Source organism: Acinetobacter sp. GW821-FHT09D10 (assembly GCF_059416285.1).
Genome location: NZ_JBWKOW010000002.1, coordinates 35,489 through 48,990 on the forward strand (window position 1 = coordinate 35,489; position 13,502 = coordinate 48,990).

Below are 13,502 nucleotides of genomic sequence, written 5' to 3' on the forward strand. Positions count from 1 at the left end.
TTATACTGATGCATTGCTTTATCTGTTCAGCCGTTGAAAACTTATGTCTACCGAGACCTCACTTCGTCCATTGTTTTGGAAAAACTATCCGCTAGAGCAACTGACTCAAATTGAGTGGGAAGCTTTGTGTGATGGGTGTGGTTTGTGCTGTCTGGTAAAGCTAGAAGATGAAGATACGCATGAAGTCGCGTACACCAAAGTGGCTTGCAAGCTGCTCGATTGCAGTACGGGTCGTTGCTCGGACTATTCTAATCGTCAGCAACAAGTGCCTGACTGCTTACAATTAACGGTAGAGTCTTTAAAAACAATTCACTGGTTGCCATCAAGCTGTGCTTATAAACGTTTGAATGAAGGTAAAAAATTACCCTCTTGGCACTATTTAAATACGGGTTCTCGACAAAGCGTGATGAATGCGAAAAAGTCGGTTGCAGGACGTTGTATTTCTGAAGTTGATGTCCATGAAGATGATCTTGAAGATTATGTTGTACGTTGGGTACGTTAAACAGATCTGCATGGTATTTCTAATTACAGCGTATAATAACGTAACACTTTTAGCGTAAATTTTTTGCTCATCTCCGTTATATAACAATAAAGACAAAAGGAGATAAAAATGATGAGACGACTAGCAGCCCCCTTATTATGTAGTAGCTTTTTTTTCTTAATGGCTTGTGGCTCTAATAATACCAATTCAAAAAACCTTGAAAAAACAACCTCTGCTAAAACAGAACAGTCTAATTCAGTCAAACAATCTTATCAGGTTGAAACTGTTGCACATTTTGATGAACCTTGGGCAATAACAAGTTTGCCAGATCAGCGTTTGTTAGTGACGGAGCGCCAAGGTAAATTAAAAATTTTTAATCCTAAAAATAAACAAATGCTGGATGTTTCAGGAATACCTACAGTGAGTTATGGCGGGCAAGGCGGTTTAGGTGATGTAGCTTTACATCCGAACTTTGCGAAGAATCACTGGATTTACCTAAGTTATGCAACCAAAGGGCAAGGTGGGTATGGAGCAGTCATTTCACGTGCAAAATTAGATTTTTCTAACCCTAATCAACCTAAACTTACAGATGTGAAGCAGATTTGGCAGCAAGTACCCAAAGTTTCAGGTCAAGGCCATTATGGGCATCGCATGGTTTTCGGGGCCGATGGAAAACTTTGGGTGAGTTCAGGTGAACGACAAAAGTTTGACCCTGCCCAAAACATGAAAAGTAACTTGGGCAAAATCTTGCGCTTAAATGATGACGGCTCAGCGGCCACAGGTAATCCTTTTTATCAGCAAGGCGGGGTAACTGCTGAAATATGGTCGCTTGGACACCGTAATCCGTTAGGAATGACATTTGACCCTCAAGGGCAACTATGGGTCGTTGAAATGGGCCCGAAAGGTGGTGATGAGCTTAATATCATCACAAAAGGTGAAAATTATGGTTATCCAATCGTTTCAAATGGAGACCATTATTCAGGTTTACCAATTCCAGATCATCATACTCGTCCAGAATTTAAAGCACCTGAAATTGATTGGACTCCTGTAATCTCTCCATCGAGCTTGATCATTTATCGCGGACAACAATTTCCTGCATGGCAAAATAAGGCTTTAATTGGAGGGTTATCTTCCGAAGCGATTATTGTTGTGGATTTACAGCATAAACCTGTGAAAGAAGTGCAAAGACTAGATATGAAGCAACGTATTCGTGGTTTGCATGAAGCACAAGATGGTTCGATTTGGATCATTGAAGATGGTTCAAAGGCGCGCTTACTTAAGCTGACTAAGAAAGCATCTTAAGGCGATAAAACCGCCTGTAAATAAAGGCCGTGTCTCATAGATTAAAATTGTAGATTTCTGTGAGACACAATAGACTATAGATAAAAGACGATAAAGCTATTTGAAATGTCAGACACCCATATTCCACTTCCCGAACGCCTACGCCCGAGAGACTTGTCTGAAATTATTGGGCAAGATCATTTATTAGGTGAGAATGCACCACTGCGTCAAATGATTGATCAGGGTCATTTACCTTCTATTATTTTTTGGGGACCGCCGGGAGTTGGTAAAACCACAATTGCTTTGCTGTTAGCTCAGGCGATAGACCGCCCATTTGTGAGCTTATCTGCGCTGAATACGGGTGTAAAAGAATTACGTGAAGTCATTGCAGAAAGTGGTGATTTACTAACACCTGTGGTTTTTATTGATGAAATTCATCGTTTTAATAAATCGCAGCAAGATGCTTTATTGGGTGCAGTTGAAAAAGGTAAAATTACCTTAGTTGGAGCGACTACCGAAAACCCGTCTTTTGAGGTAAATAGTGCGCTTTTATCACGTTGTCAGGTTTATACCTTAAACAGTTTAGACAGTGAAGCGATCCAAACTCTCATTAATAGTGCGCTTCAAGCCGATAAATTCTTAAAAGAACGCTATATTCATATTGAAGAATATGATGCTCTCATTCAATTCGCTGCAGGTGATGCCCGTAAAGCGCTTAATTTACTTGACCTGATTGCCAGCACATTTGAACCAGAGATTGAAAATACCATTACCAATGCGGTTGTGGTGAAAGTAGCGCAGCAAAATATTGCACGATATGACAAATCTGGGGAACAGCATTACGATTTAGTTTCTGCATTCATTAAATCGATTCGTGGCAGTGATCCAGATGCAACCCTGTATTGGATGGCACGTATGCTCAAAGGCGGCGAAGATCCGGTTTTTATCGCAAGACGTATGCTCATTGCAGCCTCTGAAGACATTGGAAACTCTAACCCAAATGCATTATTACTTGCAGGTGAATGCTTCCGTTCTGTCCAAGCGGTAGGTATGCCTGAAGCTCGAATTATTCTGGGCCAAACGGCGGTTTATTTAGCAACGAGTGCAAAAAGTAATAGTACTTATTTAGCGATTAATAAGGCCTTGGAACTTGCTGATAAGACTGCAAATTTACCTGTGCCTTTACATTTAAGAAATGCACCAACCAAGCTCATGAAACAGCAGGGTTATGGAATTAATTATCTCTATCCTCACGATTATCCTGAGCACTTTGTGCTGCAAGACTATTTGCCGCCTGAGTTAAAGGGAACCAAACTCTACGAGTCTGCGAGAAACAAGCGTGAAGTTGAAGGTGAGCGCTTGCAACAACGTAGATGGCAGCAAGAACAGTAATAACTTATTCGTTTTATCAAGCTGCACCTAACGATGATCATGCTGTTCCAGCTCTTCAGTCACCTGACCATAAATCAGTAGCGTGAACACGCCTGTACCACCAATAATATTGCCAATGGTGGTTGGGACTAGGAAAGTAAACAGATATTTATTAATGGAAGCCTCTCCTTGCCAGACGAGATAGGACATTTCGGTAGAGCCGACTACTACATGGGTAAAGTCACCTAGTCCTATCAGATAAGTCATGAAAAAGATGAGCAGGAATTTATTACTGACTGAGGGCAACATCCAGACCAATGCTGCAATTAACAGCCCTGACATAATACCTTTGAGCATATTCTGGGTTGCAGAAAAGGAAGCAACATGATGGGCTAGCTCATCGAGTGCTTGGTCAATACCGGGAGTAAAGAGGTGAGTAGTTAGGAAAAATAAACTCGCTAAACCTGTTCCAATCACATTGCATAGAATCACAATCCCCCATAAGCGGCCCACTGCTCGTAATTTATCGAAGGTAAAGGGCTTGAATAAAGGTACAACTGTGGTGATGGTATTCTCGGTAAAGAGCTGCATGTGGCCCAAAATTGCGATCAGGAACCCAATGGTATAACCGATATTGGTGATTAAATCGGTCCAGATGGCATCAGTCGGGAGATAAGAAGCAATAATCGCTTTAAATACAAATGAAAAACTGATGACCAAACCTGCGGCAATCCCTGAAAAGATCAGTGCAGCTGTCGGGCGATCCAATTCCTCGGCACCATCACGACGGATAATTTCATAGACCAAACGGGGTGACAGCTTCTCATGTTCTTCTACCGCTATTTTTTCACGCCAGCTTAAGGTTTGATCGACTTTTTCTTCCTCTATTTTATGATCCATCAGGTTTACTCCTCACTGAATAAATATTTTATATTTCTAATTTTTATTTATTGTTAAGGCAGTGTTCAGGATAAATCCAGTCTATTCCTAACAGCTTTGTGTGTCTTTTTATAAATCGAATGATGCGGCGGCGGCAAAGAAGCAAAAATAATGCGTAAACAAGAGCAATCAGCCCAGATGCAAAGGAAGATTGAGAGCACTTTGTGCTACAAGACGAATTGCCGCCTGAATTAAAGGGAAGCTATGAGTCTGCAAGAAATAAGCATGAGGTTAAAAGCGATTGCTTATAGCAACGTAGATGGCGGCAGCAGCAATAAATTTAAAAGAATGTATAAGCTCTTAAGGTACGAATAAGCGCCATATAATCGCCTTGAGAAGCCTTGGAAATTACTGACTCAACTTCTGCCTGAGTCCAGCCTTGTTTTAAGGCTGAGCTGCTAAAGTTGGTTAATAAGACCAAAGGATTTTCACCAAAATGGATTGGATGATTCATTAATCTCTTTTCAAGCTTAGATATTTTCATAGGCCCACCCTATTTTTAAATTTAATTATTGTGAAGTACTTAATATTTTTTTAGATTTTAGTGTTTAAATTTAGGTTTGTGCAAGTGCTAATTTATTTTAATAGACAAATCTGTCTACATTATTTATTTTCTAAAGTACTTAATGTAAAAAAACCGGGCTAAGACCCGGTTTTTCATGAAGTTTGACTGATTAGATGTCAGATAAATCTACGCCTAAACGAGCAGCAACTTCTTCATAAGCTTCAACAACACCGCCTAAACCTTGGCGGAAACGGTCTTTGTCGAGTTTCTTCTTAGAGTCTTTATCCCATAGACGGCAGCCGTCTGGAGAGAACTCATCACCAAGCACGATACGGTCATGGAAAACACCGAATTCAAGCTTGAAGTCCACCAAAATCATGTTGCCTTCAGCAAATAATGCTTTTAATACATCGTTTACTTGGTAAGTTAACACTTTCATTTGCTCTAATTGTTCAGCAGTCGCCCAACCTAAAGCAATTGCTTGAGATTCGTTAACCATTGGGTCGCCTAGACCGTCGTCTTTATAGAACAATTCAAATGTAGGAGGAGTTAACTCTTTACCTTCTTCTACACCTAAACGACGGCATAGAGAACCAGCTGCGTAGTTACGAATTACACATTCAACAGGAATCATTTGAAGTTTTTTAACAAGCACTTCAGTTGGAGAAAGCAATTTTTCAAAATGCGTTTCAATACCCGCAGCAGCAAGTTTTTCCATAATGAAGGCGTTAAAAAGGTTGTTCACCTTGCCTTTACGATCTAGCTGTTCGATTTTTTCGCCGTTGAACGCAGAGGCATCATCACGAAAGACTAAAATCAGATGGTCGGCATTGTCTGTTTCATATACAGATTTTGCTTTACCAGTATAGAGCAAGGTTTGTTTTAACATGAGGGAACCTTTTTAAAAAAAATGCCTAGTAAACGACTAGGCTGGCCAATTTTGGTAAATCTGGTTTAACACTTCAGCAGCCACATCTGGGCTTGCAAAAGAGTTGTCTACATTAAATAGAGCAAGAGTATGACTTGAACCAACACCAGTGAGTTTAAGCACATAAGTATTGTCATTTACTTTAATCGTCGCCTGATTACTGCCTTGAGCGATGATGTTGTAATTTAAAGTGCTTAATGTTGCTTTGGTGTATTGCCAGATCTCGGTCGTATTCCCATCAATTTTTAACAATGGGTTTTTATTACCGTCGGTCACAAGCTGAGGGCGTCCAAGCGCAGTCGTCGTTTGAGCAGATGCATCTGCTGTTGCATTGCCATTCTGTGTTTGTTCAGGACGTGGCAATGCAAAACGGTTACCACGCTGGTTTTCAAACTTCGGTGCGTGCTCGATAGCGAGCTGGTCAACAGTTGGTGCAGGATACAAAGGTGTCGCTGGTCGTACAGTTGCATCTGCAGGATACTCAAGCGGGGCAAGTTGCTTGGCATTTTTATAATCTAAAGAATGATTATTAATTGCGAAGCGACCACAACCAACTAAACTTAAGGCTGAAACTGCAAGGACTAAACCAAGACGTAATTGCATCATAAATTGCTCTTATTAAATAATTCCCGCATCGTTTAGGGCATTGCGGAGAGGTTCGCGATATTGCTCAGCGAGAGGAGTGAGTGGTAAGCGAATACCAGTATCAATCAGTCCCATCTCATGTAGTGCCCATTTCACAGGAATTGGGTTTGATTCGCAAAATAGAATATTGTGTAAATTTGCAATCTTATTGTTAATCGTCTTCGCTTGTTGTTCATCTTTGGCAATCGCAACAGCACATACTTCGCTCATTGCTTTAGGTGCAACATTTGCTGTAACAGAGATATTACCATCTGCACCAAGAAGCATAAGTTCCCATGCAGTTTCATCATCACCTGAATACACAGCCATCTTGCCGTCTAAAGCGTCAATTAAAGCTTTACCACGAGGTACGTCACCTGTTGCGTCTTTAATACCGACAATATTAGGAATCTCTGCTAAACGTACAGCTGTATCGTTTGCAAGATCTACACCCGTACGGCCAGGTACGTTATAAAGAATAAGTGGTAATTCTACGGCTTCAGCAATCGCTTTATAGTGTTGGTAGAGGCCTTCTTGAGTTGGCTTATTATAATATGGCGTAACAAGTAAGGCTGCATCTGCGCCAAGATCTTTAGCAGCTTTAGTTAATTCGATTGCTTCACGGGTTGAGTTTGCACCAGTACCGGCAATAATTGGAATACGTTTATTGGCTACACGAATAATTTCTTTAATAACCTGTGTGTGCTCTTCCATGCTCAATGTTGAGGCTTCGCCGGTAGTACCGACGGCTACAATACTGTTTGTACCTTGTTCTATGTGCCACTCAACCAGCTTCTCAAGACCCTTCCAATCTACACCACCATCTTTCAACATTGGTGTGACGATTGCGACGATTGAGCCTTGAATGGTCTGTGCTTGCTGAGTCATTTTTAAAAATATCCTATTTATCCATCCGAATCTGAGGTAAGAAAAACAAAATGTGGGATGGTTGCAGTATTTTGATTGTCCAGTTCTAACAATAACAGATTGTTGAATGACAATTATGCAAATTATGACTGATCAGACGCATAAGAACAATACGCCTAACGGATAATCGCTATGTAAACTTGAGGAAAAGATAGGATGTATTCGTATTGCAGGGGTGAGAAGGGTTCGTAAATATAACAATACAGCTTGATTCAACTGAGCCTTACTTAATATCGGCTTTTTTTATGGCAAGATAGAATGCAATTTTCCCTGTTGGGATTGAAGATGACATGAAAATGAATAAACAACCACAAAATGCGGCTTTAATCGTAGTTGATGTACAAAATGGTTTTACACCGGGTGGAAATTTAGCAGTTGCTGACGCCGACACAATTATTCCAACGATTAACCAACTTGCTGATTGTTTTGAAAATGTTGTTCTGACGCAAGATTGGCACCCAGATAATCATATATCTTTTGCACAAAATCATTCGGGCAAGCAGCCATTTGAAACTATTGAACTCGCCTATGGAGCACAGGTGCTTTGGCCTAAACATTGCGTACAAGGCACCAAAGATGCCGATTTTCATCCTGATTTGAATATTCCAAAAGCTCAACTCATTATTCGAAAAGGCTTTCATGCTCATATCGATAGCTACTCGGCTTTTATGGAAGCAGATCAGTCCACAATGACTGGTTTAACGGGTTACTTAAAAGAGCGTGGTATTGATACGGTGTATGTGGTTGGAATTGCGACCGACTTTTGTGTGGCATGGACTGCTTTAGATGCAATCAAACAAGGTTTTAAAACTTTAGTGGTTGAAGATGCTTGTAAAGGTATTGATTTAAATGGTTCGTTAGAACAGGCATGGCAAACCATGCAGCAACAAGGTGTTGTCCGTATTCAGTCTACGGATCTATTGAGTGAGCGCTAAGCCTATTGCTCTTGTATTTTGACTTTGATGTTTTAATTTTTAGGGAATGAAAGTATGTCAGCATTACTGCGCTTTACCCAATTTATTCAAAAAACTTTTGCCCTATGGGTGATTGTTTTTGCAGCATTGGCGCTATGGCAGCCTGAGTTTTTTGTCTGGCTGAAAGCTTATATTCCATGGATTCTGGGCATTATTATGCTTGGTATGGGAATGACCATGACCGTAGACGACTTTAAAGGTGTGCTACAAAGTCCTAAAGCGGTGTTGATTGGGGTAGTGGCACAGTTTGTGGTCATGCCAGGTTTAGCATTTGTCTTATGTAAATTATTTCAACTACCTCCTGAAATTGCGGTTGGTGTGATTTTGGTAGGATGTTGCCCCGGTGGAACGGCTTCGAATGTCATTACCTATATGGCTAAAGGCAATGTGGCTTTATCGGTGGCCTGTACCTCAGTTTCAACACTTTTAGCTCCCGTGTTAACACCTGCTATTTTCTATTTGCTTGCTAGTCAGTGGTTGAAAATTGATGCAGCTTCTATGTTCGTTTCAATTTTACAGGTAGTACTGCTTCCTATTGTCGTTGGTCTGATTTTAAGAACATGGCTCAAGCGTCAGGTCGAGTCCTATATTCAAGTCATGCCTTTAGTGTCGGTTATTGCAATTGTAGCCATTGTTGCAGCCATTATTGGTGGGAGCAAAGCAGCTATTCTACAGTCGGGTTTACTCATATTAGCCGTAGTGATCTTACATAATGGGCTTGGATATTTATTAGGTTTTGCAGCAGCACGATTCTTTAAATTACCTTATGCCGATAGCAAAGCGATTGCTGTTGAGGTGGGAATGCAAAACTCAGGCTTAGGCGTTGCTCTTGCAGCGGTACATTTTGCGGCTTCCCCGATTACAGCAGTGCCAAGTGCGATTTTCAGCCTTTGGCATAATATTTCTGGGCCTGCACTTGCCACTTATTGGGCGAGTAAACACAAAAAATAATAACCGTAGAAAAACATGAATTAGAAAATAAGACCAAACGAATCGTTTGGTCTTTTCATTTAAAACAAATTTTATGGGAGCTGAATTTAGAACGGGTATGTCTTTTGCTTTGAATTGATGCACTAAAAATAACGTGAATATGAATATAACTCGCAAAGAAAAATAAGGCATTTCCTAAATGAATCAGATTTTTAAATTATTTATTCCAATGCTTTCAAGCAATTTAATCCTAGTTTTAAGTGGATTGATTGATATTGCTTATGTAGGGCATTTTAGTAATGACCATGTAGCCGCATTATCAGTGACCTTATCTTTATATACAGTGATTTATGTCATTGGTATGGGGATTCTGCAAGGTGTGATGCTCAAGCTCTCGGAAGCTTATGGTTGTCATGATATACCACGTATTCGTCAGATTTTTATTCAAGGCATCTGGCTGATGTTATGTTCGGCATTGATTAGTATTGGCTTGCTTTACTTGTTCCGTGATTTACCAAAATTGTTTGGTGCATCTGAACATGTCATTTCAATTACTAAAAACTGTATTTGGGCTTTGGTATTTATTTTACCTGCGCATTTACTCATGCGTTTATTTACAGCTTTGTCTCAGGTCACTGAAAATGCGCATAAGGTTTTATTATCAGATATCATTTTTTTTATTCTTAAAATTATTTTGTCGTATCTTTTAATTTATGGCGTCGATTCATTTTCAATTCCGCCACTCGGTGCGATAGGGGCTTTGTTAGCCACCCTCATTGTAAGGTGGTTTATGCTGGCTGTTTATTACCTATTTTTTCTGGAGAAAGGCTACATCTTTATTGAACATCCAGAACTGTCACCTGAAGATAGCCGACAAAGTCTGCGGATGATTTTAAAAATAGGGATACCGACCGCGATCTTGGCGTTGATGGACGTCGTTGCATTCTGTTCGGTTGCTATTCTGATTTTGCCTTTTGGAAGTGTGGTGTCAGCAGCCCATCAAATTGTCGCGAGCACCAGCGGGTTCATGTTTATTATCCCGTCATCAATTGCCTCGGCTTATAGCATTTTGGTGTCACGATCTATGGGCAGCGGAAACATGGAAGAAGCAGATAAAATTGCCACACAAAGTATATGGGTGATTATGGCAGTGAGTGGCAGTCTGTCTCTGTGTTTATGGTTGGAGCGGGACTTGATTGTCACGTTCTATTCAGATGATTTGGCCGTACAGATTTTAGCTGCATCACTGCTGTTAATTGTCTGTATGTTTCATTTTCTAGATGGCTTAATGGCGTTATTGACCTCTTTGTTACGCTGTTGGGATGTGTCGATTTTACCGATGCTAATTTTCTTGGTCGTAGTACTGGCTTGCGGATTGGGCGGTGGTTGGTGGGTGGCCTATAAAGGGCTGCATTGGCAGGATATCTCGATTTCAGCGATGGGAATTTATGGTTTCTGGTGGATGGCCGCCCTGAGTTATTTAATAGCTTGTGTATTGAGTGCCCTCTGTTTTCATTTTAGAAAGCAATTAAGAGGGTTTTGAGTGAGCAGACAACCATTAAAGCGGATGTTCTGCTAACCAATCTTCAATTTCATTTTCAGAAATCACCTCAAAACCATGGCGCTGTAAAAGTGCCGTGGTGATTCCAGTTCCAACAATTTTTTCGCCTTGAAAAGTCCCGTTATAAATTTTTTGACTACCACAAGAGGGACTATTTTCTTTTAAAACCACACAGCTTGCTTTTATTTGCTGTGCAATTTCTAAAGTGCGGTGTGCACCTTTTAAATATAAGTCTGTTACATCTAAACCAGATGAATCGGTAATTTTTGCTTTGCCATCTAGCACATCTTGTCCTGTTCCCCCAACAATTTCTGCGGGTAAGCGCGGAGTGGTAAAACCACCTAATAACTCTGGACAAAGAGCATGAGCTTTTTTATTGAGTAACAGCTGCTTAAGTAAAATATTTAGGCAAGATTTACCGTCATAACGAACAGGTTCGCCAATTAAACATGCGCTGACTAGAAGCATAGTTTTCCAAACTCAAAGCAGGTGAGATTTTTGAAGATTAAGAATCATAAACAGAATATGGAATATGACAATTCATTTTAAAAACACACAAATTAAAAGATTACCAAAATTATGCAATTCATAATTAAGTTATGTATTGCATAATTTAATTGTTTTTAGTAGCATCTGTTTTAAGGTAAATGGCCATTGGAGATCCAACAAGGATGTTGGTCTCCATAAATCTATAAATGATTTTTAGGAAAAGACGATTTTTAAGGGTTTAGTGAAAAATCTCAATCGTACTTTTAGATAAGAAAGGACAGTGTGTATGGAAAATAAACACCACATGGAACGGGAATTAATCATCAAAAGCTTCACGCTCATCATATCTTTTTAGTGATTCGTTTTTTTCTCATAGGATGCGTTGGGTTAAGGCATTTTGACGGTTCAAAGACCTACCCAATAAATACGTATTCTATAGAGAAAGGAGCTGAATTGATCAGCAATAGAGATAAACGGAACAGGTAATCACCAGAGGGAAACTAGATGGATATTTTAGAGAACCCATTAGAATTATGCGGTTTTGCATTTATTGAGTTTGTTTCAAAAGAAAATGAATTAGATCCAGTTTTTGAAACAATCGGCTTTTCAAAAGTAGCCAAGCATAAATCGAAAGAAGCGTACTTATGGCGTCAAGGAAATATCAATATTATCCTGAATTATCAGCCAGAATCTTATGCTTCATTCTTCTTTAATGAACATGGTCCATCTGCTTGTGCGATGGGCTTTAAAACACGTGATGCAGCAAAAGCTTTCCAGAAAGCCGTAGAACTTGGTGCTGAACCAATGTATTCAAAAGTTGGGCCAATGGAGCTCAACATTCCGGCAATTAAAGGTATTGGTGGCATGCCAATCTTTTTAGTTGACCGTGATATTTATGAAAACGACTTTACGTTCTTTGATGATGCTCAAAGACACCCAGTAGGTGCAGGCTTAAACGAAATTGACCATTTAACTCATAACGTCTACAAAGGCCGTATGGAGTATTGGGCAAACTTCTATGAAAAAATCTTTAACTTCCAAGAAATTCGCTACTTTGATATTAAAGGCGAATATACAGGTTTAACGTCTAAAGCATTAACAGCGCCAGACGGCATGATCCGTATTCCATTAAACGAAGATTCGGACAAAGGAAACGGCCAAATTGCAGAGTTCCTGTCTGACTTTAATGGCGAAGGTATTCAACATATCGCGTTTATTTGTGATGACTTAATTTCGACTTGGGATAAGTTAAAAGGCCTCGGTCTGAAATTTATGACACCACCGCCAAATACTTATTATGAAATGCTACCAGAGCGTTTACCTGAGCATGGTGAGCCGACTGACGAGTTAAAACAGCGTGGTATTTTGCTAGACGGCAATACCAAAGATGGTCAGAAGAAACTGTTATTGCAAATTTTCTCTGAAAACATGATTGGTCCAGTCTTCTTTGAATTTATTCAACGTAAAGATGATGATGGTTTTGGTGAAGGTAACTTCAAGGCGTTGTTCGAGTCAATTGAACGTGACCAGATTCGCCGTGGTGTTCTAGAAACTAAATAAGCTGAGCTTTGTTTCTCATCTAAAAAAACCAAGAGGTTGATCTCTTGGTTTTTTTATGGCTGTTAATTAGCGACTTTTAATATATTGATTGATGAGCTTCACTTCATTTTTTAGGATTTCAATCGTTTTACTGTGAGGGTCGACTGGTAAAAACATTTCGCTATCCAGTGCGACAATACAAAACTCTATGCTTTGATTTGAGTTAAACACAGGTAAACCCACTGCATTAATTCCTGTTAGTAAATCACCTTTCGCTGCCGACATTTCTTGCTGGCGAATCGTTTCTTTAAGCTCTGTAAACGCTTGCCAGTTTTGTGGTGCAATGTTAAGACCAAGCTCTTGATGCTTTTGCCATTCTGTTTCCATTAAGGGGCGAACAAAATGTTCTGGAAGGTAAGATGCAAATAAACGTCCCGCAGCAGAATTAACTAAAGGCATGATCGAGCCGACTTTGGTGACAATCGAAATAGGGTGGTTAGATTCAATAGATTGAACAACCACAGGGCCTTTAGGCGACCATTTACTAATTTGTATACCGCAACCAATTTTGTTTTGTAGGTCGTAAATTAAATGCTGTACCAGCTGTAGTGTGTCGCTATGTTGAACACAGTTTAGACCTAAGCGCCATGCCTGATCACCTAAAGCATATTGGCCATCATCAAGCTGTTTTGCATATTCCATGCGAATAAGACTAACGAGATAGCGGTGTACCTTCGCAGGATGCATTTCTAGCTTACTAGACAGATCTTTGAGAATAATAGGTTGATTGTGCTCTAAAAGGGCATTTAGTACAGATAAACCGACTTCAAGTGATTGAACCCCCCCAGATACTTTTTCTTCAATCATTTAAATACCCTTAATAAAGTTACTTCAGTTGTTAAACAGTGATGTTCAAAACATAAATTGAAATTGGTGCGTTTTACATCATGCCT

14 protein-coding genes and 1 pseudogene are annotated in these 13,502 nt (G+C 39.9%); 8 read left to right on the plus strand and 7 right to left on the minus strand.

The window, feature by feature from the left end:
• The first annotated feature begins 43 nt into the window (after positions 1-43).
• The 3 genes from AC07M3_RS06845 to AC07M3_RS06855 all read left to right on the plus strand — a co-directional run bounded on the left by AC07M3_RS06845 (position 44) and on the right by AC07M3_RS06855 (position 3,154).
• Positions 44-502 (plus strand): YcgN family cysteine cluster protein, encoded by a 459-nt coding sequence (locus tag AC07M3_RS06845; protein WP_494567100.1) that lies wholly within the window; start codon positions 44-46, stop codon positions 500-502.
• A 108-nt stretch (positions 503-610) separates the two neighbouring features.
• Entirely contained in the window at positions 611-1,783 is a 1,173-nt protein-coding gene (locus AC07M3_RS06850) for a PQQ-dependent sugar dehydrogenase (protein WP_494567099.1), read from the plus strand.
• 105 nt (positions 1,784-1,888) lie between these two features.
• Positions 1,889-3,154 carry a replication-associated recombination protein A gene (locus tag AC07M3_RS06855; protein WP_004640157.1) on the plus strand — a complete coding sequence of 422 codons (1,266 nt, stop codon included), beginning with the start codon at positions 1,889-1,891 and terminating at the stop codon, positions 3,152-3,154.
• A gap of 27 nt (positions 3,155-3,181) precedes the next feature.
• Here AC07M3_RS06855 and AC07M3_RS06860 read toward each other — a convergent pair whose 3' ends face one another.
• Complete coding sequence (locus tag AC07M3_RS06860; RefSeq protein WP_494567098.1) at positions 3,182-4,033, minus strand: formate/nitrite transporter family protein; 852 nt, start codon at positions 4,031-4,033, stop codon at positions 3,182-3,184.
• Positions 4,034-4,227: 194 nt separating this feature from the next.
• Here AC07M3_RS06860 and AC07M3_RS06865 point away from each other — a divergent pair.
• Positions 4,228-4,323 (plus strand): annotated as a pseudogene (locus AC07M3_RS06865) (hypothetical protein); the annotation flags it as partial.
• 29 nt (positions 4,324-4,352) lie between these two features.
• On the opposite strand, the gene AC07M3_RS06870 reads toward AC07M3_RS06865, so the two are convergent.
• The 4 genes from AC07M3_RS06870 to dapA all read right to left on the minus strand — a co-directional run bounded on the left by AC07M3_RS06870 (position 4,353) and on the right by dapA (position 7,017).
• Positions 4,353-4,556: a hypothetical protein gene (locus AC07M3_RS06870; protein WP_307013384.1), complete on the minus strand. Its 204-nt coding sequence runs from the start codon at positions 4,554-4,556 to the stop codon at positions 4,353-4,355.
• A 190-nt stretch (positions 4,557-4,746) separates the two neighbouring features.
• Positions 4,747-5,466, minus strand: a complete 720-nt coding sequence (gene purC / locus AC07M3_RS06875; RefSeq protein ID WP_003654255.1) for a phosphoribosylaminoimidazolesuccinocarboxamide synthase — start codon at positions 5,464-5,466, stop codon at positions 4,747-4,749.
• Positions 5,467-5,502: 36 nt separating this feature from the next.
• Positions 5,503-6,108: a lipoprotein-34 precursor (NlpB) gene (locus AC07M3_RS06880; protein ID WP_092709222.1), complete on the minus strand. Its 606-nt coding sequence runs from the start codon at positions 6,106-6,108 to the stop codon at positions 5,503-5,505.
• A 15-nt stretch (positions 6,109-6,123) separates the two neighbouring features.
• Positions 6,124-7,017 (minus strand): 4-hydroxy-tetrahydrodipicolinate synthase, encoded by an 894-nt coding sequence (gene dapA / locus AC07M3_RS06885; RefSeq protein ID WP_005037855.1) that lies wholly within the window; start codon positions 7,015-7,017, stop codon positions 6,124-6,126.
• Positions 7,018-7,346: 329 nt separating this feature from the next.
• Here dapA and pncA point away from each other — a divergent pair, with 329 nt between their 5' ends.
• From pncA to AC07M3_RS06900, 3 genes are all read left to right on the plus strand, one after another.
• Complete coding sequence (gene pncA, locus AC07M3_RS06890) at positions 7,347-7,991, plus strand: bifunctional nicotinamidase/pyrazinamidase (protein ID WP_494567097.1); 645 nt, start codon at positions 7,347-7,349, stop codon at positions 7,989-7,991.
• Positions 7,992-8,045: 54 nt separating this feature from the next.
• Positions 8,046-8,981: a bile acid:sodium symporter family protein gene (locus AC07M3_RS06895; RefSeq protein ID WP_199989188.1), complete on the plus strand. Its 936-nt coding sequence runs from the start codon at positions 8,046-8,048 to the stop codon at positions 8,979-8,981.
• Positions 8,982-9,159: 178 nt separating this feature from the next.
• A complete protein-coding gene (locus tag AC07M3_RS06900; protein ID WP_199989190.1) occupies positions 9,160-10,503 on the plus strand; it encodes an MATE family efflux transporter in 1,344 nt (447 codons plus the stop codon).
• A gap of 15 nt (positions 10,504-10,518) precedes the next feature.
• Here AC07M3_RS06900 and AC07M3_RS06905 read toward each other — a convergent pair whose 3' ends face one another.
• Positions 10,519-10,989 carry a 2-thiouracil desulfurase family protein gene (locus tag AC07M3_RS06905; protein ID WP_494567096.1) on the minus strand — a complete coding sequence of 157 codons (471 nt, stop codon included), beginning with the start codon at positions 10,987-10,989 and terminating at the stop codon, positions 10,519-10,521.
• Positions 10,990-11,514: 525 nt separating this feature from the next.
• On the opposite strand from AC07M3_RS06905, the gene hppD reads away from it, so the two are divergent.
• Positions 11,515-12,570 (plus strand): 4-hydroxyphenylpyruvate dioxygenase, encoded by a 1,056-nt coding sequence (gene hppD / locus AC07M3_RS06910; RefSeq protein WP_199966583.1) that lies wholly within the window; start codon positions 11,515-11,517, stop codon positions 12,568-12,570.
• A gap of 66 nt (positions 12,571-12,636) precedes the next feature.
• Here hppD and AC07M3_RS06915 read toward each other — a convergent pair whose 3' ends face one another.
• Positions 12,637-13,416: an IclR family transcriptional regulator gene (locus AC07M3_RS06915; protein ID WP_004640140.1), complete on the minus strand. Its 780-nt coding sequence runs from the start codon at positions 13,414-13,416 to the stop codon at positions 12,637-12,639.
• Positions 13,417-13,502 lie beyond the last annotated feature (86 nt).

Excerpts from the sequence above, each read along its gene's own strand:
- AC07M3_RS06845 (WP_494567100.1), top strand. The coding sequence starts at position 44 with ATGTCTACCGAGACCTCACTTCGTCCATTGTTTTGGAAAAACTATCCG.
- AC07M3_RS06850 (WP_494567099.1), top strand. The coding sequence starts at position 611 with ATGATGAGACGACTAGCAGCCCCCTTATTATGTAGTAGCTTTTTTTTC.
- AC07M3_RS06855 (WP_004640157.1), top strand. The coding sequence starts at position 1,889 with ATGTCAGACACCCATATTCCACTTCCCGAACGCCTACGCCCGAGAGAC.
- AC07M3_RS06860 (WP_494567098.1), bottom strand. The coding sequence starts at position 4,033 with ATGGATCATAAAATAGAGGAAGAAAAAGTCGATCAAACCTTAAGCTGG.
- AC07M3_RS06870 (WP_307013384.1), bottom strand. The coding sequence starts at position 4,556 with ATGAAAATATCTAAGCTTGAAAAGAGATTAATGAATCATCCAATCCAT.
- purC (WP_003654255.1), bottom strand. The coding sequence starts at position 5,466 with ATGTTAAAACAAACCTTGCTCTATACTGGTAAAGCAAAATCTGTATAT.
- AC07M3_RS06880 (WP_092709222.1), bottom strand. The coding sequence starts at position 6,108 with ATGCAATTACGTCTTGGTTTAGTCCTTGCAGTTTCAGCCTTAAGTTTA.
- dapA (WP_005037855.1), bottom strand. The coding sequence starts at position 7,017 with ATGACTCAGCAAGCACAGACCATTCAAGGCTCAATCGTCGCAATCGTC.
- pncA (WP_494567097.1), top strand. The coding sequence starts at position 7,347 with ATGAAAATGAATAAACAACCACAAAATGCGGCTTTAATCGTAGTTGAT.
- AC07M3_RS06895 (WP_199989188.1), top strand. The coding sequence starts at position 8,046 with ATGTCAGCATTACTGCGCTTTACCCAATTTATTCAAAAAACTTTTGCC.
- AC07M3_RS06900 (WP_199989190.1), top strand. The coding sequence starts at position 9,160 with ATGAATCAGATTTTTAAATTATTTATTCCAATGCTTTCAAGCAATTTA.
- AC07M3_RS06905 (WP_494567096.1), bottom strand. The coding sequence starts at position 10,989 with ATGCTTCTAGTCAGCGCATGTTTAATTGGCGAACCTGTTCGTTATGAC.
- hppD (WP_199966583.1), top strand. The coding sequence starts at position 11,515 with ATGGATATTTTAGAGAACCCATTAGAATTATGCGGTTTTGCATTTATT.
- AC07M3_RS06915 (WP_004640140.1), bottom strand. The coding sequence starts at position 13,416 with ATGATTGAAGAAAAAGTATCTGGGGGGGTTCAATCACTTGAAGTCGGT.